General features: G+C 58.0%; 17 protein-coding genes and 1 other RNA gene. 12 read left to right on the forward strand and 6 right to left on the reverse strand.

Annotation, left to right across the window (positions count from 1 at the left end; all coding sequences use genetic code 11):
* Positions 1-82 precede the first annotated feature (82 nt).
* The 5 genes from M017_RS27900 to M017_RS0117750 all read left to right on the forward strand — a co-directional run bounded on the left by M017_RS27900 (position 83) and on the right by M017_RS0117750 (position 8,224).
* Complete coding sequence (locus tag M017_RS27900) at positions 83-1,531, forward strand: HAD-IB family phosphatase (RefSeq protein WP_031499476.1); 1,449 nt, start codon at positions 83-85, stop codon at positions 1,529-1,531.
* Between the two features lie 350 nt (positions 1,532-1,881).
* On the forward strand, positions 1,882-2,328 hold the full coding sequence (locus M017_RS0117735; protein ID WP_155121472.1) for a VCBS repeat-containing protein: 447 nt from the start codon (positions 1,882-1,884) through the stop codon (positions 2,326-2,328).
* 188 nt (positions 2,329-2,516) lie between these two features.
* Positions 2,517-3,887 carry a TolC family protein gene (locus tag M017_RS0117740; protein ID WP_031499478.1) on the forward strand — a complete coding sequence of 457 codons (1,371 nt, stop codon included), beginning with the start codon at positions 2,517-2,519 and terminating at the stop codon, positions 3,885-3,887.
* Between the two features lie 5 nt (positions 3,888-3,892).
* Positions 3,893-5,065, forward strand: a complete 1,173-nt coding sequence (locus tag M017_RS0117745; protein WP_155121473.1) for an efflux RND transporter periplasmic adaptor subunit — start codon at positions 3,893-3,895, stop codon at positions 5,063-5,065.
* Positions 5,066-5,077: 12 nt separating this feature from the next.
* Positions 5,078-8,224 carry an efflux RND transporter permease subunit gene (locus M017_RS0117750; RefSeq protein ID WP_031499482.1) on the forward strand — a complete coding sequence of 1,049 codons (3,147 nt, stop codon included), beginning with the start codon at positions 5,078-5,080 and terminating at the stop codon, positions 8,222-8,224.
* A gap of 157 nt (positions 8,225-8,381) precedes the next feature.
* On the opposite strand, the gene ssrA is transcribed toward M017_RS0117750, so the two are convergent.
* Positions 8,382-8,736, reverse strand: a transfer-messenger RNA (tmRNA) gene (gene ssrA, locus M017_RS28830).
* A 119-nt stretch (positions 8,737-8,855) separates the two neighbouring features.
* Between ssrA and M017_RS26835 the strand changes: the two genes are divergently transcribed.
* The 4 genes from M017_RS26835 to M017_RS0117770 are packed head-to-tail and all read left to right on the forward strand — an operon-like array spanning position 8,856 to position 11,250.
* Positions 8,856-9,344 carry a MerR family transcriptional regulator gene (locus M017_RS26835; RefSeq protein WP_202901666.1) on the forward strand — a complete coding sequence of 163 codons (489 nt, stop codon included), beginning with the start codon at positions 8,856-8,858 and terminating at the stop codon, positions 9,342-9,344.
* Positions 9,345-9,388: 44 nt separating this feature from the next.
* A complete protein-coding gene (locus M017_RS0117760; RefSeq protein ID WP_031499484.1) occupies positions 9,389-9,601 on the forward strand; it encodes a flagellar FlbD family protein in 213 nt (70 codons plus the stop codon).
* Positions 9,588-10,415: a flagellar motor protein gene (locus tag M017_RS0117765; RefSeq protein WP_035957861.1), complete on the forward strand. Its 828-nt coding sequence runs from the start codon at positions 9,588-9,590 to the stop codon at positions 10,413-10,415. The genes M017_RS0117760 and M017_RS0117765 overlap by 14 nt, the downstream gene beginning before the upstream one ends.
* Before the next feature lie 52 nt (positions 10,416-10,467).
* Positions 10,468-11,250 (forward strand): flagellar motor protein MotB, encoded by a 783-nt coding sequence (locus M017_RS0117770; protein ID WP_031499486.1) that lies wholly within the window; start codon positions 10,468-10,470, stop codon positions 11,248-11,250.
* Here the strand turns inward: M017_RS0117770 and rnc are convergent.
* The 3 genes from rnc to M017_RS0117785 are packed head-to-tail and all read right to left on the reverse strand — an operon-like array spanning position 11,210 to position 14,242.
* The gene (gene rnc, locus M017_RS0117775; protein ID WP_162179968.1) at positions 11,210-11,947 is read right to left on the reverse strand and encodes a ribonuclease III; all 738 of its coding nucleotides are present in this window, start codon (positions 11,945-11,947) and stop codon (positions 11,210-11,212) included. The genes M017_RS0117770 and rnc overlap by 41 nt on opposite strands.
* A gap of 35 nt (positions 11,948-11,982) precedes the next feature.
* Positions 11,983-12,744 carry a tetratricopeptide repeat protein gene (locus M017_RS0117780; protein ID WP_031499488.1) on the reverse strand — a complete coding sequence of 254 codons (762 nt, stop codon included), beginning with the start codon at positions 12,742-12,744 and terminating at the stop codon, positions 11,983-11,985.
* 19 nt (positions 12,745-12,763) lie between these two features.
* Positions 12,764-14,242, reverse strand: a complete 1,479-nt coding sequence (locus tag M017_RS0117785) for a tetratricopeptide repeat protein (RefSeq protein WP_155121474.1) — start codon at positions 14,240-14,242, stop codon at positions 12,764-12,766.
* A 49-nt stretch (positions 14,243-14,291) separates the two neighbouring features.
* On the opposite strand from M017_RS0117785, the gene glgA reads away from it, so the two are divergent.
* The 3 genes from glgA (at position 14,292) to M017_RS0117800 (ending at position 18,536) form a co-directional block, all read left to right on the forward strand.
* Complete coding sequence (glgA, locus tag M017_RS0117790; protein WP_031499490.1) at positions 14,292-15,713, forward strand: glycogen synthase GlgA; 1,422 nt, start codon at positions 14,292-14,294, stop codon at positions 15,711-15,713.
* 49 nt (positions 15,714-15,762) lie between these two features.
* Positions 15,763-16,095 (forward strand): thioredoxin TrxA, encoded by a 333-nt coding sequence (gene trxA / locus M017_RS0117795; protein WP_031499491.1) that lies wholly within the window; start codon positions 15,763-15,765, stop codon positions 16,093-16,095.
* Between the two features lie 143 nt (positions 16,096-16,238).
* Positions 16,239-18,536 carry a S8 family serine peptidase gene (locus tag M017_RS0117800; protein ID WP_031499492.1) on the forward strand — a complete coding sequence of 766 codons (2,298 nt, stop codon included), beginning with the start codon at positions 16,239-16,241 and terminating at the stop codon, positions 18,534-18,536.
* On the opposite strand, the gene M017_RS0117805 is transcribed toward M017_RS0117800, so the two are convergent.
* Both M017_RS0117805 and M017_RS0117810 read right to left on the reverse strand, forming a co-directional pair.
* Entirely contained in the window at positions 18,523-19,002 is a 480-nt protein-coding gene (locus M017_RS0117805) for an HIT family protein (protein WP_031499494.1), read from the reverse strand. The two genes, M017_RS0117800 and M017_RS0117805, sit on opposite strands and share 14 nt — an antisense overlap.
* Before the next feature lie 4 nt (positions 19,003-19,006).
* Positions 19,007-19,303: an HU family DNA-binding protein gene (locus tag M017_RS0117810; RefSeq protein WP_031499495.1), complete on the reverse strand. Its 297-nt coding sequence runs from the start codon at positions 19,301-19,303 to the stop codon at positions 19,007-19,009.

Consider the following 19,303-nt stretch of genomic DNA (forward strand, 5'->3'; position numbering starts at 1 on the left):
CTTCGATTAATCTTTGTTAAGCTCTTGGGAAGCGTTGCGAGTTGCCTCCGGGTTCTAAGTTTTGTGAAGGAGCACTTCTGCCATGATCACTGTTGTAATTCCTGCTCTCAATGAGTCTGCTGGCATCGGCGGAGTCATTCGTTTGGCTCAGAAATACCCGGGTGTCACCGAGGTGATTGTTGTCGACGATGGGTCCGTGGATAACACTGCGGAGATCGCCGCCGCCGCCGGCGCACAGGTGATCACGAGTTCGCTAAGAGGCAAGGGTGGCTCGATGAGAGACGGCTTGCTCATCGCGCAAAACGAGATCATCGTGTACCTGGACGGGGATCTCCGCGGACTTCGTGAGGATCTCATCGAGATTCTGGTCCGGCCGATTCTGGACGATGGGGCCGATTTCGTAAAAGCAAGGTTCAGCCGCTCTGCCGGCCGTGTGACGACTTTGACGGCTCGTCCGCTGCTGCAGCTCTTCTTCCCGGAACTCGCAGATTTTGTGCAACCCCTGGGCGGGATCATTGCTGCCAAGGCTTCGCTGCTGCGCGACCTGAAGTTTGAGACCGACTACGGTGTCGATCTCGGGCTTCTCATTGACGCACAGATGCTGGGCGCACGAATCACGGAAGTGGATATCGGGCATCTCGATCACGATAGCCAGTCTCTGGAAGCATTGGGCGAGATGTCCAAGCAGGTGGTTCGCTCGTTGCTGCATCGCGCGCATCGTTACGATCGCTTCTCAGCCGACCAGATCCAGGACGTCGAGGAGACCGAGCGTCATATGCAGGCGGGGGCGCCTCTTCCCAAGAGTTGCGTGGCTCCTGTGAACCGGCTCGCCATTTTCGACATGGATGGAACTCTCCTCCGTGGCCGTTTCATTGTCGAACTCGCCAAGAAATGCGGCAAAGAGCGCGAACTCGCAAAGTGGCTGGACAATCACAATGTGGGGACCGAAGAACGCAGTAGCCAGATCGCGGCAATCTTCGCCGGGGTTCCCAAAGAGACCTTCGAGGAGACGGCCATCAACATGGAGTTGATGCCGTCCGCCGTCGAGACCGTAGTCCAATTACGGAAACTCGGCTTTATTGTAGGGATTGTTTCGGACAGCTATCGCATTGCGACGGAGATCGTCAAACGGCGGGTCTTTGCGGACTTCAGTGTGGCCAATATGGTGCGCTTCCGCTCTGGTGTGGCCTGTGGAGAGTTCACGGTGTCGCCTTTGCTCGCCTATGAACAGGGATGCACCATCCACAAGCTCTGCAAGCAGAATGTCGTGCAGCATTTGAAGGACAGCCTGTTGGTGCAGGATCATCAGGTGCTGGTGGTTGGAGACGGCCTGAACGATACCTGCATGTTGAGCGCTGCGGGACTTTCCGTAGCCATCGACCCGAAACATGAACTCGTGCGGCGCGCCGCCCAACACGGCGTCTTCGGTGATTTAGCGCCGATTATTCCTCTTGTTCACGAGCATTGGTCGGACAAATCGGGAATGCCTCTCCTCGGATTGGAATATTTGCAAGAACCAGTTCTGAGCTGATTCCACGTACCAGATCAGGGGAAAAAGACGTCTGGGAGTACAAGGCGTCTTCTTCCTAGGGCAGCACGAATCTTTGCCAGGAAGTGGCAAATGCTACGATAAATCATCACATGCTGCGTGGTCCCAGGTTTTCAGTTCGTGGTTTGGCTTTCTGCCTTGTCGCAGGACTATTCCTTACGCTGCAAGTTTCTAAGTCGCTCCAGACAGGGCAGATTTCCAACACTCTGGATTTTGCCTCCCGTATCGTTTCCTGTGCGGTCGGCTGCGATTTTAATCACGATAATGAACCGGATTCGCTCCGGCTTGTCCACACTGCCCAGTCCACTTCAGTCCGGGTCATTCTGGGCGGGGTGGGAACAACGGAGTTACCGTCCTCCCCTCCGCGTGCCTCGGAAGGCATCCTCTATGCTGCCGACCTCAATGGCGACCAGAATTTGGACGTCGTCTGGGAGTCGAAGTTTGGCTTTCATCGCAGCGTAGTCTGGCTCGGAGACGGCAAGGGCGGCTTCTCGGTCTATGCAAATCCGCATCCCGAGAATGCGAGCCTGGCTTCCGTTCCTCCTGTCCCCTATCGCTCTTCGTCCTCTTCCTCCGCTTCGCCTGGCTGGCTCACGCAGTCGGCTGCGGAAGCCCGGCAGCGGCGCTCGGCCGTTTCCGTTCTCCCACAGTCCCCATACTGGACGGCTCGTCCGAAACGCTCCTCCCGTGTGCAAGAAGTTCCGCCGCGCTCCAGTAGCGAGATCGAAGTCTGGTTGGCTCACACGATCAATCCTCCCCCCTCCTCGATCCTCTCCTAATTTAGTTTTCCATTGATCTTCGGGTGACTTGTCTCACGCCTCGTGCGTGGTGATCGAGTGACGCTTGGAACTTGTGACGTTGACTTCTGCTCCATCACAAGTGACAAAGACGTGTCTCCTTCGCTAGCTAAGGCCAGCTTCGAAGTCAAAAAAATCCAGAATCATGCCTTTTTGAGGAGTTCTTTCCTATGTGTAAGTTCCTGCCGGCCCGGTCGTGTCTTGTGGCCCGGCTGATGCCGATCCTTGTGACGATTGCGATGAGTGCGCTGGCGCAGACCCCGCAAAGTACAGTAACCATTCCGCGACGATTGACCTTGGCAGAAGCAGAAAGTCTGTTGCTGCAGCGCAATCTGGCGATTGCGGTCAATCGCCAGCAACTGGAAGTGGCAGAAGCCACCAAGCTGATCGCGAGTTATAAACCCAATCCAACCATTCAACTGGGAGCCGAGCAGTATCCCATTCACAGCCCCTTGGCTGGTTCCTATCCGCGCTTCTTTACGACTGATTCTGATGCTGGTGCGCAGCCCACCTATACCTTCCTCTTCACCAAGTTGATTGAGCGTGGAGGCAAACGGGAATTGCGGACCAAGCAGGCTGAGGCGCAGGTGGCTGCGGCGCGGGCTCAGATTCTGGAAGCCTTCCGCCAACAGCGTTTTCAATTGCGCCAAGCTTTTGGCGGCGCCGTGTTGGCGCGTCAAAATTTAGCGCTTGCCGAGCAGGCGCTCACCGAGTACGAGCAGACCGAAACACTCACCGACACGCGGGTGAAAAATGGCGAGGCGGCGCAGTTAGAGCTCTACCGGATTCGGAGTGGAAAATTGCCCTACCAGCAAGCGGTCGTGCACGCGAATGTGGCCTACGCGCAGGCGTGTTTCGATGTCTTGAATCTGCTGAACAGCCGGCGGAACGAGGTCACTCTGGAGCCCTCCCCGGCCTCGACCCCCAGCGGTGCGCCGCTCGAGATCGAAGGCGCTTTCTCCGGCACTCCTTTGCTGCTTGGTCTGGACGAACTCCAGCGGATTGCTGCGGAAGAGCGGCCCGACATCGAGATCGCTCGCCGTGTGTTGCAGGCGGGCCAATTCGGCACCAAGCTGGCCGATGCCGAGCGGAAGAGGGACCTCACGCTGGGCATGGAATACCAGCGAGTTGGGAGCGACAGTTCTCTTGGCATGGTGGCTTCGTTCCCGTTGTTTCTCTATAACAACCAGAAGGCCGCCATCACCGCGGCCCGTGCCGCCGAGCGGTCCAGCGCACTGCAATTGCGCCAAGCCGAACTGCAGGCGGCCACCGACGTTGAAAAAGCCTGGCAACTCTATCAATCTGCGCAGCGCAGTCTCAAAGTCTTCAGCGAAGAGAACCTCAAGCAGGTGGAAAGCCTCAGAAGCGTGGCTTTCTTCAGCTACCGGCAAGGCGCAACCAGTCTCTTTGAACTGCTGGACGCACAGCGAACTCTCAACCAGGCGCGTGTCGATTGGAATCAGGCGCGCTTTGACTATCAAAACAGCATTTGGTTGCTGGAAGCGGCTGTGGGCCGTGACCTCGAAGGAGCAAAACCGTGAACTTGATGAATCGAATTCTGATCCTGAGCGCCGTCGCGCTGATCGCCAGCTCTTGTGGCACCTCACAGGCCAGCCGGGCTGTTGTCGATCCCCCAAAAGATGTGGATCCCCTGGCCGTGACGGCAGAGCAGATGAAGGACATGAAGACCGAGCGCGCCGCGTTGTTCGATCTCCCGGCCACGGAAGAGGCCACCGGAAAAGTAGCCTTCAACGAAGATGCGATGACTCCGGTCTTCTCCCCTTATACTGGGCGGCTCCTCCAATTGATGGCGAAGCCCGGCGATTCTGTGAAGCAGGGCGAGCCCTTACTGCTGATCGAATCGCCTGACGTTCTCGATGCCGAGAATGATTTCCTGGCTGGCGCGGCGAACGTCACAAAGTCGAAGGCCTTGCTCAAACAGGCTGAGCGCACCGTAAGCCGCTTGCAGCGTCTGGTACAGGGCGAAGCGGCGGCGCCGAAAGACCTGGAACAGGCGCAGACGGATCTCGAGAGTGCTGCAAGCGACGTGCACGTCGCCGAGATCCAAGTGGATTCCGCCCGCCAGCGCCTGCTCTCTTTCGGGAAAACGGCAGCAGAGCTGGAGCAGCTTTCTGTCTCCCGCCGCCCCGACCGCACCACGCGCGTGCTCTCGCCGATCAGCGGCCAAGTGGTCGCCAGAAAAGCTGGTCCCGGACAGTACGTCCGTCCCGATAACCCCGATCCGCTCTTCACCATCTCTGATATGTCTTCCCTCTGGTTGATTGCCAATGTGTACGAGTCTCAGATTCCGCTCATCCACGTCGGCGAACGCGTGCGCCTGAAGGTGCTCGCCTTTCCGAATACAGACTTTCCGGCGCAAGTGACCTATATTGCTCCGGCCGTCAATCCGGAAACGAGACGAGTTGAGGTCCGTTGCACCATCCGCAATACGAACCACCAGTTGAAGCCCGAGATGTTTGCTTCCTTCCGCTTTGAAAACGCAGCACGGCGGGCACTGCTCGTCTCCCAGCGTGCCCTCGTGCGCGAAGGCAACATCAATGTGGTCTGGGTGCTGGAAGGTGGCCAGCGTGTCACGCGGCGCATCGTCGAGGTTGGCGCTGAGCACGACGGCAAAATCGAAATCAAATCAGGACTGACGGCGGGCGATCAAGTGGTCTCCGACGGCGCTCTGTTCTTGAGTAGCTTCACTCGAGGTTAAGAAAGACATCGCATGAAGAAACTCATTGAACTCTCCCTGTCGCGGCGCCATCTGGTGCTCGCGATGTTCCTCGTATTTCTTGTCACCGGTTTCGTCGTCTTCCAGCGTCTGAACATCGAAGCCTATGCCGACCCCGCACCGCCGATGGTCGAACTGATCACGCAGAACCCCGGTTACTCGGCCGAAGACATGGAGCGCTACATCACGATTCCGCTCGAAGTGGCGCTGGCCGGAATGCCCGGGCTGCAAAACACGCGCAGCATCTCGCTTTACGGTCTGTCCGACATCAAGCTCCAGTTCAGCTACGAAACAGACTATTGGTTTGCACAGCAACAAGTGCTGAATCGCATCAATCAAGTACAACTCCCGAATGGAGTGCAGCCTTTTCTTTCTCCCACCAGTCCGGTCGGCGAGATCTATCGCTACCAGGTCAAGGCGCCTCCCGGCTACAGCCTGCTCGAACTGAAAACCCTGGAAGACTGGCTGATCGAGCGGCGTCTGCGCACCATCCCTGGCGTAGTAGACGTCATCGGTTGGGGCGGTCTGACGAAGGAATACCACGCCGACATCGACATGAAGAAGCTGGTCGCCTTTAACATCCCGCTGAAGCAGGTTCTCGATCAACTGGCCGCCGCCAACATGAACGTTGGTGCCCGCACGATCAATCTTGGCGAACAATCGGTCAATGTCCGCGGGGTCGGCCTGCTCCAGACCTTGCAGGAGATGGAGAGCGTCGTGCTCTCGCAGAACAAAGGCAACCCCGTGCTCTTACGCGATGTCGCCACCCTCAGTGTGGGCAACGCCCAGCGGATGGGCATCATCGGCCGCGACAAAGATCCCGACATCGTGGAGGGTATCGTCCTGATGCGCCGTGGCGAGAAAACCTTGGATGTGGTCAATCGGATTGAAGTGGAAGTGGAGCGCCTGAATCACTCAGGAGAACTGCCTCCCGGCGTCCGCGTCGAGTCCTACTACGACCGCAAGAACTTAGTGAATCAAACCACGCACACAGTTCTCGAATCGCTCCTGTTCGGCATCTGTCTCATCTTCTTCATCCAATACCTGTTCTTGGGAGACCTCAGAACCGCCCTGATTGTCGCCGCCACCATTCCTGCGGCCCTGTTCTTCAGCGTAATGCTGATGGTGCTCCGTGGCGATTCGGCGAACCTCCTCTCGGTTGGCGCGATCGACTTCGGCATCATCGTCGACTCGACGGTCATTCTGGTCGAGAACATCTATCGCCGTTTGATGCACCCCGGGTCCTTCGGCATCCTGCGCCGCGATACATCTGAGTTGTTGCCCGGCACACCACCCAATCTGCGCGAGAAGTTCCTCCGCATCTTTGCCAGCTCCCTCGAAGTGGATAAGGCGATCTTCTTCTCTGCAGCCATCACCATTGCCGCGTTCATTCCGCTCTTCACCATGCAGGGTGTAGAAGGCCAGATCTTTGCGCCCATGGCAAAGACCTACGGCTACGCCATGGTCGGCGCCATTCTGGCTACCTTCCTTGTAACGCCCATGCTCTCCAGCTACCTGCTGCCTCTGCCGCTCGAAGAAAAAGAGACTTTCCTCATTCGTTTCCTGAACCGGATTTACCGCCCGGCGCTGCGGACGAACTTGAAGCATCGCTATCTCACGATTGCTGCTGCTGCCGTCATCCTGGTGGTTTGTGGCATGGTGAGCACCCGGATCGGCAGTGAGTTTCTGCCCAAGCTCGAAGAAGGGAATCTGTGGATCCGGGCGAGCCTTCCCCCCACCATCTCTCTCGAAGCGGGCGTTCCTTATGTCACCCGCATGCGGGAGTACCTGAAGAGCCAACCGATGGTGGAGACGGTCATCTCGCAACATGGCCGTCCCGACGATGGGACCGATCCCACCGGCTTCTTCAACGTCGAGTTCTTTGCCCCGCTCGCCTCCATGTCCGACCGCTCCCGTTGGGGGAATGTGACAAAGCCGGAGTTAATCGAGAAGCTGAAAGCCGACATGGCGCGGGACTTTCCCGGTGTCGTCTTCAACTTTTCGCAAAACATCGAAGACAACGTGCAGGAGGCGGTATCGGGTGTCAAAGGGGAAAACTCGATCAAGCTCTTCGGCAACGACCTGATGGTGCTCGAACAACAGGCGAGCGCTATCAAGGATGAGATTGGCAAAGTGCAAGGTGTCCAGGATGTGGGGGTCTTCCACCAGGTTGGGCAACCGAATCTCTTGATCCAGGTCGACCGCATTCGCTCCGCCCGCTACGGCTTACAGGCCGGCGAGGTCAACAGCATTGTCCAGGCCGCGATCGGAGGGCAGGCTGTGACGCAGATTCTCGAAGGCGACCGGCAATTTGATTTGCGGGTCCGCCTTTCGCCTGAGTACCGCAGCGATATCAACGCGATTCGGAAGATCCCGATTCCGGCCCCGTCTGGAGCGACGGTGCTGCTCAGCGATGTAGCCAACATCGAAATGACTGCGGGCGCTTCGTATATCTACCGGGAGAACGCGCATCGCTATATTCCGATCAAGTTCAGTGTGCGTGATCGTGATCTGGGTGGTGCGGTGAGTGAGGCGCAACAGAAAGTGCAGAAGGCGATCCATTTGCCCGCGGGATACAGCATTGAGTGGAGCGGGGAATTTGGAGCGCTTCAGGAAGCAAAAGCGCGTCTGATGTGGATCATCCCTCTCAGCCTGATGTTGATCATGGTCCTGCTGTACGGCCTCTTCAACAATCTGCGCGACAGCATCCTCGCGCTGTGGGACATTCCCTTCGCTACCTGTGGCGGCATCCTGGCCCTGTACATCACCGGGCTGAACCTCAGCGTCTCCGCTGCGGTTGGTTTCATCTCGCTGTTCGGCGTCTCGGTCATGAACGGAATCCTCGTGTTGACCTACTACAATCAACTGCGGGACGACGGCATGGAGCGGGAAATGGCCATGACCCAAGCGGCGGAGACGCGAATGCGACCTCTCTTGATGACCTCTATGTCGGCCTGCGTCGGACTCTTACCGGCAGCCCTATCGCACGGCATCGGGTCGCAAGTGCAGCGTCCGCTGGCAACGGTAATCGTGGGTGGGATGCTCTTAGGTCCGATCCTGATCCTATTGCTGGTCCCCATCCTGCGCATCGTCTCGATGCCCAAACTGCATCGGTCGACCGCCAGCATGGAAATGGAATAAGAAAAAGCCCGGGATTCGCTCCCGGGCTTTTTCTTTTAGAACTCAAGCCAGCTAATGTGGCCAATGATCGGATCACACTGAGACGATCATTTTGCGACGCCAGCGAGACAGAATTCGGTGCTAGCCTTATAACATATTTGAATTCAATAACTTATGATGGTGGAGGCGGTGGGAGTCGAACCCACGTCCGAAACGGCTGCCACCCGAACGACTACGTGTGTATCTGCTTCATTTTTTAATTCGGCATTCACCCTAGAGAAGCAGCAAAAAAGGCAAACACCTAGTCCGATTGATCTCGGCTTGCGGCTCCGAACAGAAGCCTTCGGCCCAGTCCACGAAGTGACGTTCACCACGGGCCCGTGAACATGCCCGCTAGAACGGCTACTTAATTAATTAAGCAGCGTATGCAAATTGCGTGTTGGCAATTGTGTTTTTCCAGTCGTTTTACGAGAGCCTGGAGCTCGACACGCCTTCCGGGGAACATTCCATCCCGTCGAATCCGTTACGCCCCCTCCTTGATCCTAGTGTAACTCCTCCGTCAACCAGATTGCTGGAAATTGTACACGTTGGGTGAGGAATATTCGCTAAATGCTTGACTCCGAACCAGAAAGCAATCTAGCATCGTGGTTTGGTGGAATCTCCAGACGATACATTACGTTTTGACCCGGAAGACCTCGCCCCCGGCATTAAGTCGGCCGACGAGCTTCCGGCCAAACTCTATTTTCGGATCGGCGAGGTCTCCAAGCTCACCGGATTGAAGCAGCACGTCCTGCGCTATTGGGAGACCGAGTTCCCCAACATCTCTCCTAAGAAGATGGGCTCGAACCATCGGATGTACCGGCGCAAGGATGTGGAGTTCATTCTTGAGGTCAAGCATCTGCTTTACGAGAAGCGCTACACGATCGAAGGCGCCCGCAAGCATCTCGAACACAAGCCGAAGCCGCTCAGTAAGAGTGCGAAGAAGAACACGGCCGCCGCTGGGGCTGGCCGGCCCATGCCGAAGGTCCAGTCCTCGCTCTTCCTGGTCAATGAGATCGAAAAGAAGCCCGAGCCGAGCCCAGCTCCGCGCACGAAGTTTTCCGACGAGTTGCGCGCGATTCTCGAAATTCTCCAAAACTAAACTTCGCGTTTTCCCTCCCGTCTCCGATAAGCACTCTTACAGCAATGATTGCGTTGACGAGGCTCAACCACGAACGTTTTGTGGTGAACACTGATCTGATCGTCCTGATTGAAGCCAACCCGGATACGGTTCTGGCGCTCACCACAGGCGAACGGGTGCGTGTGCTCGAAAGCCTGGACGAAGTTGTTGCCAAGTCGATTGAGTTCAAGCGGGAAGTCGCCCGCGGAGGTCTCCGGGTCAGTCATGGCAGAGAATAGTTCGGGCAAAACGCGGTTTGACTTTGCGACGATCGGAGGGCTGCTGCTCGCCGCCGGCGGGATCGTCGGCGGCCTGGTGCTCGAAGGCGGCGTGATCAAGGACATCACGCAGTACACCGCCGGGCTGATTGTTGTCTGTGGCACTTTGGGCGCGGTGATGGTCCACACTCCGATGCACACCTTGCGTGGGGGGCTGGCGCGCTTCAAGGAGTTGCTGGTGGAGAAGAATAATTCCCCCGCTACCGTCATCGAAGAGATCCTTGCTTATGCGAACAAGGCGCGCAAGACGGGTTTGGTGTCGCTCGAGGAAGACTCTCTACGGGTGGAGGATCCGTTCCTGCGCAAAGCCCTGACGATGGCTGTCGATGGGTGCGATCTTTCTGAACTGCGGTCGATGATGGAACTCCAGATTGCGGTCGAAGAGCATCATGCCGAAAGCGAAGCAAAGGTCTTTGAAGCGGCGGGCGGCTATGCGCCAACGATCGGCATCATTGGCGCCGTACTCGGCTTGATCCAGGTGATGAAGCACCTGGAGAACATCACCGAAGTGGGACACGGGATCGCCGTGGCCTTTGTCGCGACCGTTTATGGCGTGGCCTTGGCGAATCTTCTCTTTCTTCCTGCAGCCAACAAGATCAAGGCGCGGATTGGCGCGGAGACAGAACGGAAGGAGATGATTCTGGAGGGGGTGGTGGGGATTGTGGAAGGGCTCAATCCGAAGCTGATCCGGTCGAAACTGGAAGCCTATACGTCGGCGAGTTCGGAGGGGGCGGGACGCCGGACGGGAGGCGGACCGCAAGCGGTGGCCGCCTGACCGAGCCGAGATCCCCGTGACCACCAAGGACGCCGCTCCCATCCAATCCGTTATGGCAAGACGCCAGAAGCAACACGCCCATGAAAATCACGAACGTTGGCTGGTCTCCTATGCCGACTTCATTACGCTGCTCTTCGCCTTTTTTGTGGTGATGTTTGCCAGTTCCCATGCCGACAAGAAAAAAGCGAAGGAGATGTCGGCCTCCGTCAAGGAAGCCTTTGAGCAAGGCTCGATGCCCAAGGCGCTGGCGAACCTGATGGGCCGCAAGCGTCCTCCGGAGACAGACGATCCCAAGCGATCCGGACAGCCCGCCGAGAAGGATACCGGCAAAACCGATCCCGCACTTGCTGCGCTGGCCGAACTGGTGCCGTCTCTCGAATCGCTTACCAAGTCACTGGCCAATGAGATTGCCGATGGGAAGGTCGCGATCAATATGGAGCCTCGCGGGTTGGTGGTGAGCCTCAAGGAAGCAGCCTTCTTTCCACCGGCAGGAGATGCGGTGCAAGCCGAGGCCTTTCCGATTCTGGGAAAAATTGCCGAGAGTGCCAGGACTTTGCCGAACCAGATGCTACTCGAAGGACACACGGATTCCACCCCGATTCACAATGATCGCTTCCGTTCCAATTGGGATCTCTCTGCGGCCCGGGCGATTGCCATGCTGAATGTATTCAGCGAACGCTACGGGATCGAGAGAACAAGGATGTCTGTATCGGGATATGCGGAGAATGTGCCCGTGGCGGGGAATGAAACGGTGGAGGGACGCCGCAAAAACCGGCGCGTGGATGTGGTGTTTCTCAACCAGTATGGTTTGAAGACACAACCGGGGAGGCAGTAAACTTCAGATTGCCGCTCATGCGATGGTAGAGCACGCGTGCCGCCATTTGCCCTGCGGCCTTTTTCGTCGGGCCCTGGCCTTGTTCGATCCATTGGGTCCCGACCCGAGCCTCCACCACGAAAGTCTTGGAATGCTCCGGTCCATCTGTTCGCACCGTCACATAGATCGGCTGGGGCATCCCCTTTGATTGCGCCAGCTCCTGCAGGCTGGCTTTGAAGTTCTTCAATTCGGAGAGTTCATCGTGAGCGGTCGGGACGCTCATGACGACATTTTGCACCACTTCGCGCGCGCATTCTAATCCGCCGTCCAGATAGACTGCGGCAAGAACGGCCTCGAGTGCGTCGGCGAGCAGCGCCTTTTTCTCACGGCCTCCGCTCAACTCTTCGCCTCTCCCGAGCAGCAGGCACTGCCCGAGCTGGAGCTTGCGCGCCACCTCCACCAGATGCGCGGCACTCACAATGCGAGCTTTGTGGATGCTGAGCTTTCCTTCCGGAAGTTCGGGATAGGTTTGGAAGAGATAGTCACTGATCAACAAGCCCAAGACCGCGTCGCCGAGAAACTCGAGCTGTTCATTGTGCTCGGCCATTTCCTCGCGGCCCTGCTTGCGTTCAGAGTTGAGACTGCGGTGGGAAAGGGCACGAATGAGAATGGCCGGATTCGCAAACGTATAACCGAGACGGCTTTCCAGCGTCTTCAAAAGCGGATTGTCTTCGTGCCCCACGTTGGATGGAATTACTTTGTTGCCTTGCCAGCAACTGCGCGGGCCTTGATGTTTTCAGCGATCGACTTGACCTGAGGATTCAAGCCTGAAAGAGCTAACACCTGATTGGCGGCGGCAATGGACTCGTCATACTTCTTCGCGTCGAGATAGGCAGTGGCAATGCGCGTCATCAGATTCTGATTGCCGGGAGTGGCTTCGAGGCCCAACTTGTACTCGGCAACGGAATCATCATACTTCTTGCGGACAGAAGCGGCGAGACCCATGGCTTCGTGTGCCTCGGAGATCCAGGTCTTGCGTTGAGCTTCCCACTGCTCATCCTGGATGTCCGGGCGGATCTTCGGAGCATTCTTCAGCAATTCGAGAGCGCCCTTGGCATACTTGTCGGCCTTGGCGAGTTTCTCTTCCTTATCGAAATCGAACTCGCGGGTATGGGTGGCGTAGCCGCGGGCCAGGATCAACATGGCGCCGTAATTCTTGGGGTCGGCCTCGAGAGTCCGGTCGCCGTAGATCACGGTTTTCTCCCAATTGTTCATCTCCTCTGCTGCTGCAGTGGCAATGAACAGCGCGGTGCCCTTATATTCGCTATCGGCGAACTTGCCGAGCAGGGCGTCGACTGCGGTGATCCGGCCGGCCGGATCGGCAGCATTGAAGATTGCCATCACCGCATCCTGCTCCTTCTGGCTCTTGAGCTTGGGTTGTTTCCCATCGGCCGATTGGGCCATCAAGACGCCCGAGAAGAGGAAGGCGCCCACAATCCATTTCGTGATTCTCATAGATATCCTTTTTACTTTATCAAGGCCGAGGGGTGGGGGTTCCCTTCAGGCCGTCTTCCGCCGCCTTCTTCGCCATCGGGGACACTCCAGCGGTGGCGATCGCTGCTTCAAAGTGCTTTTTCGCCGCTTCGTTCTCCTGCGCCAAGCCCAGCAGCCGTCCGAGGAACACATGAGCCCAGGCCGAAATCTGCGGTTCGGCGCCCTCCTCGATTGTTTTCTCAAAGAGATCGACGGCCAGCTGCGGATCCTTGTTCAGTGCGGCGACGCGGGCCATGCCGTAATAAGCCCGTCCCTTGAGCGGACGCGCGTTGGTCAACTCCAAGGCTTGACGGAAGAGTACGCTCGCCTGCTGGTACTCCTTTTTGCTCCAAAGCTGTTCGGCGTCATCGAGCATCTTTTCCGCCGGGCTGACTTCCACCACCGGCTTGGGCGCCACCTTGGCCCGGCGCTCGCGTGGTGCGTTTGCAAAGTTCACGGCATCGAGCCGCTCGGTTTCCTTCTTCAGATCAATGTGGTTGATCAGGGTTGGCAGGTAGAAGCGCATCGACAATTCCTGATGCTCATACTCCATCAGCTTCTCGGCAAAGTAAGGAGTGAGGATGAAGCCTTCCTTGAGCGCTTCCTCAACCTTCGGGCTCCGCTGGTTGGCCGGCGCCATGCGCGCATCGATGGCGCGGGTGAGGCAGGCAACGGTGAGCAGCGGGAAGTTTTGCTTGTACTGCGGGTCAAGCGCCGGGGCGCCCTGGGCAAAATCGATCAGGCTCGCTTTGCTCTCGATCTCTTTCAAACTGCGCATTGCGATCGGGTCGACGACAAAGTGCAGATAGGCACTTCTGATGTATTCCACTTGTGGCTCGGGCGAAGAGGTGAGCACGACGAAAAGATCATTCGCGTAGCTGCGGACGTGAATCTGATTGGGAGCGGCAAGCGGGTCGAGATAGACATGGAAGCTGCCCTTCGTGTTGTTCACCTGCGTACTGCGCAAATAGCCATCGATCTGCTGGAGCGCCAGCGTGACGGGGGAGTGGTACGGTTCGAGGGCGCGGTCGAGGGCGGCTTGGTTGCGGGCGAGCAGGCCTTCGAGCTTTGTCTCCCGGTAGAAACGGGTGAGTAACTTTTCAAAGCCGTCCAACTCCTGCACATCGGGCGGCAGTTCATTCAAGCGCATGCGATAGCGGAACTCCGGCCCGGAAGCCGCCGGCACCAATTCAATGCAGAGGGCAAAGCTGATGTACTGGCTCAGATCGCGTGCCGGATCGGCTTTGCGATGGCCGATATAGAATTCAGTGAGTTGTTGGAGGACGGGGGGCTTGGCTTGCGCGATGTACTGCCGAACCTGGGCCCGGATGGGGGAGTTCGCGGTGCTGTCGAGGTCGGCATCGTAACCGGCCGCGTTGATGGCGGCCATCACGACAAAGAGGTTCGGATTCACCTCCATGCTCGATTGGGCGAACAGACTCGCCGAGGCGAGCGACAAAATCAAAAAGAAGGTCTTCAAAGTGTCAGCTTAGCTCCCTTGGGTGCAGTCTGGCAGAATATACAAAGCTATGTCTCGTGTCCTGATGGTTTCGAGTGAAGCGGCTCCGTTCGCCAAAACCGGTGGTCTTGCCGATGTGCTGGGATCCTTGCCCCCGGAGTTGAATGCGCTCGGAGATGAGTGTGCCGTCGTATTGCCTCGCTATGGGGCAATAGACGTCCGAGCTTCCGAAAAGGTTTTCGAGAGGATGCGGATCTATCTCGGTGGCGGCTATTACGAGTGCGACATCTATCAAAAGGTGCAACGGGGCACGAAGTTCTTCTTTGTCGAACACCTTGGGCTCTATGGCCGCGACGGTTTTTATGGCGACCGCTATGGCGAATTCGGGGATAATCACGTTCGCTTTGCGGCCCTCTGCAGCGCGGCGCTGGGCGTAGCCCGCTACCTGTTTCCGACCCAGATTTTTCATTGCCACGACTGGCAGGCCGGCTTGCTGCCGCTCTTTCTCAAGAACTTTGTGACCGGCGACCCGGCCTTCTATGGGGCCAAGTCTCTGTTCACGATCCACAATCTCGGCTACCAGGGACTGGTAGACCGCTCGAAGCTGTGGGATGCGGGTGTCGAGGATCGCTTTTACCGGAGCGACCTGCTTGAGTTCAATGGGATGGCGAGCCTGCTGAAATCCGGTTTGGTCTTTGCCGATGCGCTGACGACGGTGAGTCCGCGCTATGCGCAAGAGATCCAGACGCCCGAATACGGATTCGGAATGGATGGGATGTTGCGGGCCCGTTCCGGGGTCCTGCACGGGATTCTCAACGGGTGCGACTATGAGGAGTGGGATCCGCGCACGGACCGCCACATTGTCGCGAATTACTCGGCGGACGAGCCGGGCGGCAAGGTGGGCTGTAAGCTCGCGTTGCTCGAGGAGTTTGGGATGGGGCATCGCATCGAGCGGCCGCTGATCGGCATTGTGTCCCGCTTGGCCACCCAAAAGGGCTTCGATCTGGTGGCGAGCGTGCTGGATGAGATGCTCGGATGGCGCGATGCGACGCTGATCGTGCTCGGGTCGGGGGAAGAGGCGATCGAGAATCAGTTCAGTTGGTATGCCAGCCGCTATCCGGACCGGATGATTTTCTGGAGAGGCTACAACAACGAACTGGCGCATCACATTGAAGCAGGCGCTGACCTGTTTCTGATGCCGTCGCGTTATGAACCATGTGGCCTCAATCAAATGTACAGTCTGCGCTATGGGACTCTGCCGGTGGTTCGCGCGACCGGTGGTCTGGATGATACGATTGATGCAGAGACGGGCTTCAAGTTCTGGCGTTTTGAGAGCTGGGATTTGGCAGAGTGTCTCCGGCACGCCCTGGCGGTGTATGGAGACAAGGACCGGTTCGAGAAAATGCGGCAGAGTGCGATGGGACGGGATTACTCCTGGGCGAAATCGGCCCGGCAGTATTCGGAACTGTACCGTGAATTGTTGGAGAGCTAGCTTGCAACTTTCCCGTTTGGTACGCATCTTAACCCTTGGAGATTGAATAATGGCTGGAGCAAATACACTTAATTTTTCCGATTCGGCTTGGGACACTGAGGTTTTGAACTCAGACAAGCCTGTCCTGGTCGATTTTTGGGCCGAATGGTGCGGACCGTGCCGGATGATTGCCCCGACTGTGGACGCTGTTGCTGATGAGTACAACGGCAAATTGAAGGTCGGCAAGCTGAATGTCGATGACAATGGTGGCACTGCCATGCGCTACAACGTGCGCGGGATTCCCACTCTTCTGTTGTTCAAGGGCGGACAGATCGTCGAGCAGCGCGTGGGCGCCGTCTCAAAGAGCGATCTGGTCAAGATGCTCGAACCGCACGTCAGCTAATCGCGACCTGGATCATTTTCCTCTGAAAAGGGAGAGCACCGGAAGGTTCTCTCCCTTTTTCACTTAACCTTTCTTTACACCGCAATCGAATCGAAACGCGACATCGAGGCGTCTGTTGGGTTGTTCCACTCAGTAGAGCTGTTATGCGTTTGATCTTCCTCCTCCTTCTCTCCCTCCCGTTCTGGGGACAATTCGTCCCGAACCAATACATCGTTGTTCTGAAGAATGAGCCTGGCGAAATGCGGCAGGCGGAACGGCGGACGCGTGTGCGGCAGCGCCAGAATGGAGTGCGCTCCGAACTCAGCGCGCGGGGCTTTCAGACCTTGGGGCATACCGAACTGGTTGCGAATGCGCTGATGGTGGAGGGGCAGAACGAAGAGACGGATGTCCGTCAATTGCGGCAGCTTGCCGGTGTCGAGCGCGTCCATAAGGTGCGGCTTTTCCAGAAGACTCTCGATCGGGCCGCGCAGGTGCATGCGGTGGCTGCTGCCTGGGAACGTCTGGGGCTCGAACATGCTGGGGCGGGCATGAAGATTGGAATTCTTGACAGTGGGATTGAGGCGAGTCATCCCGGGTTCCAGTCGGCGACTTTGCCTGTGCTCGAGGGCTTTCCGAAATGGAACTATGCGCGGGATCAGGCGTATACGAACAACAAGGTGATTGTTGCGCGCAGCTATCCGACTCTCTGGGCTTACCGGGACCCGGATCCGAGCGTTCTCGACCGCAGTGGGCATGGCACGGCGGTGGCGATGTCCGCCGCGGGGGTGAGCCATGATTCGCCGATCGGTCCGCTGGCCGGAATGGCGCCCGCGGCATATCTCGGGGTCTATAAGATCTTCGGCACCCCCGGTTACAACGACAGCACGACGGACTCGGCGATTCTCCAGGCGATCGAAGACGCGGTTTCCGATGGGATGGATGTGATCAATATGAGCTTCGGCTCAATGCTGGCGGCGAGGCCTGAGAATGATCCGATTGTGCAGGCGCTGGCGAAGGCGGAAGAGGCGGGGGTGATCGTTGTGGTTTCGGCGGGCAATGATGGCCCGGGCCATGCGACGCTTAGCTCGCCGGGTACGGCCCCTACTGCGTTGACGGTGGGCGCTTCAGAGAATGGACGTCTCTTTGCCGCGGGTCTGATTGCGGCGGATGGGAGTTCTGCGCCGGCGCTGGCAGGTTCGCAGACAACGGGGACCAATTCAATTGCGGCCGCCATGGTGAGCGCCGGCCTTGCCTGCGACCGCTTCTCTGGGGATCGCCTGCGCGGGCAGATTGCGTTGATTGTGCGTGGGACTTGCAGCTTTGAGGTGAAGATCAACAATGCGGCTACTGCTGGAGCCGTTGCCGCGGTGATCTATTCGGATGCGGCACGTTCGACCGACTTCATCACAATGTCTGCCGGTGCTGCGACACTGCCTGCTGTGTTTCTGCGTTATGCCGATGGGATTCGATATGAGGACGAACTTTCGAAGGCCGCCTCGCTGGATGTGACGCTGGACCTTGCGGTGAAGGCGCGGGATGTGAGTCCCGATCGTCTGGCCAGCTTCAGCGCGCGTGGACCTGTTTCGGGAGTGCCGATCAAGCCCGATCTGGTTGCGGTTGGGACGAATGTCTATACGGCGGCCGAGTCGAACTATGCGGGCGGCGAGGTGTATTCGGCAAGCGGTTATGGGTTGATCAACGGGACGAGTTTTTCCTCGCCGATCACGGCGGGTGCGGCTGCGGTGTTGAAGGCGGCACGCCCCGGATTGAAGCCGATCGACTATCGCTCTCTACTGGTGAATAGCGCGAAACCGCTGCCGCAGTTGACTGTAGTGCAAAGTGGCGCGGGGCTCTTGCATCTGACAAATGCGCTCGATGCGACGCTTCGCTTTGAGCCGATCAGCGTCTCGTTCACGGCGAAGGACCATACGATCCAGGTGACGAATCTGCAGAGCACGGCTGCGACTTATCAGGTGTCCGTGGAGGCGAAGGAGGGAATTGCTCCTGCGATCTCCACGAGCGAGTTGGAACTGCCGCCGCATGAAGCCGCGACGCTCACACTGAGTCTCGATCTGCCCGCGGTGGCTCCCGGTGCTTATTCGGGTGTTGTGCTGTTGCAGCAGGAAGGCGGCGCGGTCTTACGAGTGCCTTATTGGTATGGCAAGGCGAAGGAAGAAGCCGCAGAGATTCAGGTGCTCTACCAGGCGAGCAGCGCGCGGTCTGGAACGGTGCAGCAGGACTTGCTGTTCTTCCGGGTGATGGATGAGAACGGAATGGTGCTGGGCGCGAAGCCGAGCGTGACGGTGGTCAGCGGGGCAGGGAATGTGCGCGAGGTGCAGGACCGGGACTTTGATGTGGCGGGCGCGATTGGGGTGGAACTGGTGTTGGGGCGGGGGACGAATGTGATCGAGGTGGACGCCGGGAATGGGGTGACGCAGCGCTTCGCCTTTACAGGGCGCTGAGGGTCCAGTCGCAGGCGGTGAGTTTGGCAAGAGAGTCTTCGAGGCTCTCGGGGTGGACGCGGGTTTCGCCGATGACGGTCATGAAGTTTGCATCGCCATTCCAGCGTGGCAGGACGTGGAGGTGGATGTGGCCGGCGATGCCTGCGCCTGCCACCGAACCGATGTTGAAGCCGAGGTTGAGACCCTCGCAACGGTAGGCGGCGCGGATGTTGCGTTCGGCAAGCCGGGCCATGCGCATCATCTCGATCCAGGCTGGCTCCGGCAGGTCCTCAATGCGCGAGACATGCTCGAAGGGCGCAATCATCATGTGGCCGTTGGTGTAGGGGAAGAGATTCAGCAGGCCGTAGCAGTGTTGGGCCGTGAAGACGGTGAGTTCGTTCTGCTTTTCACAGAAGACACAGGCAGGGCGTGCTGTGTCTTCCTTGGTTACGTAGCGGTAGCGCCAGGGGCTCCAGAGATGGTCCACGGATTTAGGCCGCGGGGGTGGACTCGTCACCGTTGACGAGATCTTTCAGTTCCTTCGAAGGCTTGAAGTAAGGAATCCGCTTGGCGGGTACTTCGACGCGGGCTCCGGTTTTGGGATTGCGGCCAATGCGGGACTGGCGCTCGCGGGTACGGAAACTACCGAAGCCGCGGATTTCGATTTTCTCGCCGGACTTCAGGCTCCGCACCACGCTGTCGAAGATAGCTTCGACAATGATTTCGGAGTCCTTGCGAGTCATCTCGACAACTCGCGATACTTCTTCAATTAATTCGGCTTTGGTCAT

Origin of the sequence: Bryobacter aggregatus MPL3, assembly GCF_000702445.1 — a bacterium.
Lineage (GTDB): Bacteria > Acidobacteriota > Terriglobia > Bryobacterales > Bryobacteraceae > Bryobacter > Bryobacter aggregatus.

Bases quoted from the DNA above. Each gene is read 5' to 3' on its own strand.
- M017_RS0117750 (WP_031499482.1), top strand. From the start codon at position 5,078: ATGAAGAAACTCATTGAACTCTCCCTGTCGCGGCGCCATCTGGTGCTC.
- M017_RS0117740 (WP_031499478.1), top strand. From the start codon at position 2,517: ATGTGTAAGTTCCTGCCGGCCCGGTCGTGTCTTGTGGCCCGGCTGATG.
- M017_RS0117780 (WP_031499488.1), bottom strand. From the start codon at position 12,744: ATGAGAATCACGAAATGGATTGTGGGCGCCTTCCTCTTCTCGGGCGTC.
- glgA (WP_031499490.1), top strand. From the start codon at position 14,292: ATGTCTCGTGTCCTGATGGTTTCGAGTGAAGCGGCTCCGTTCGCCAAA.
- trxA (WP_031499491.1), top strand. From the start codon at position 15,763: ATGGCTGGAGCAAATACACTTAATTTTTCCGATTCGGCTTGGGACACT.
- M017_RS0117770 (WP_031499486.1), top strand. From the start codon at position 10,468: ATGGCAAGACGCCAGAAGCAACACGCCCATGAAAATCACGAACGTTGG.
- M017_RS0117765 (WP_035957861.1), top strand. From the start codon at position 9,588: ATGGCAGAGAATAGTTCGGGCAAAACGCGGTTTGACTTTGCGACGATC.
- M017_RS27900 (WP_031499476.1), top strand. From the start codon at position 83: ATGATCACTGTTGTAATTCCTGCTCTCAATGAGTCTGCTGGCATCGGC.
- M017_RS0117810 (WP_031499495.1), bottom strand. From the start codon at position 19,303: ATGACCAAAGCCGAATTAATTGAAGAAGTATCGCGAGTTGTCGAGATG.
- M017_RS0117745 (WP_155121473.1), top strand. From the start codon at position 3,893: ATGAATCGAATTCTGATCCTGAGCGCCGTCGCGCTGATCGCCAGCTCT.
- M017_RS0117800 (WP_031499492.1), top strand. From the start codon at position 16,239: ATGCGTTTGATCTTCCTCCTCCTTCTCTCCCTCCCGTTCTGGGGACAA.
- M017_RS0117760 (WP_031499484.1), top strand. From the start codon at position 9,389: ATGATTGCGTTGACGAGGCTCAACCACGAACGTTTTGTGGTGAACACT.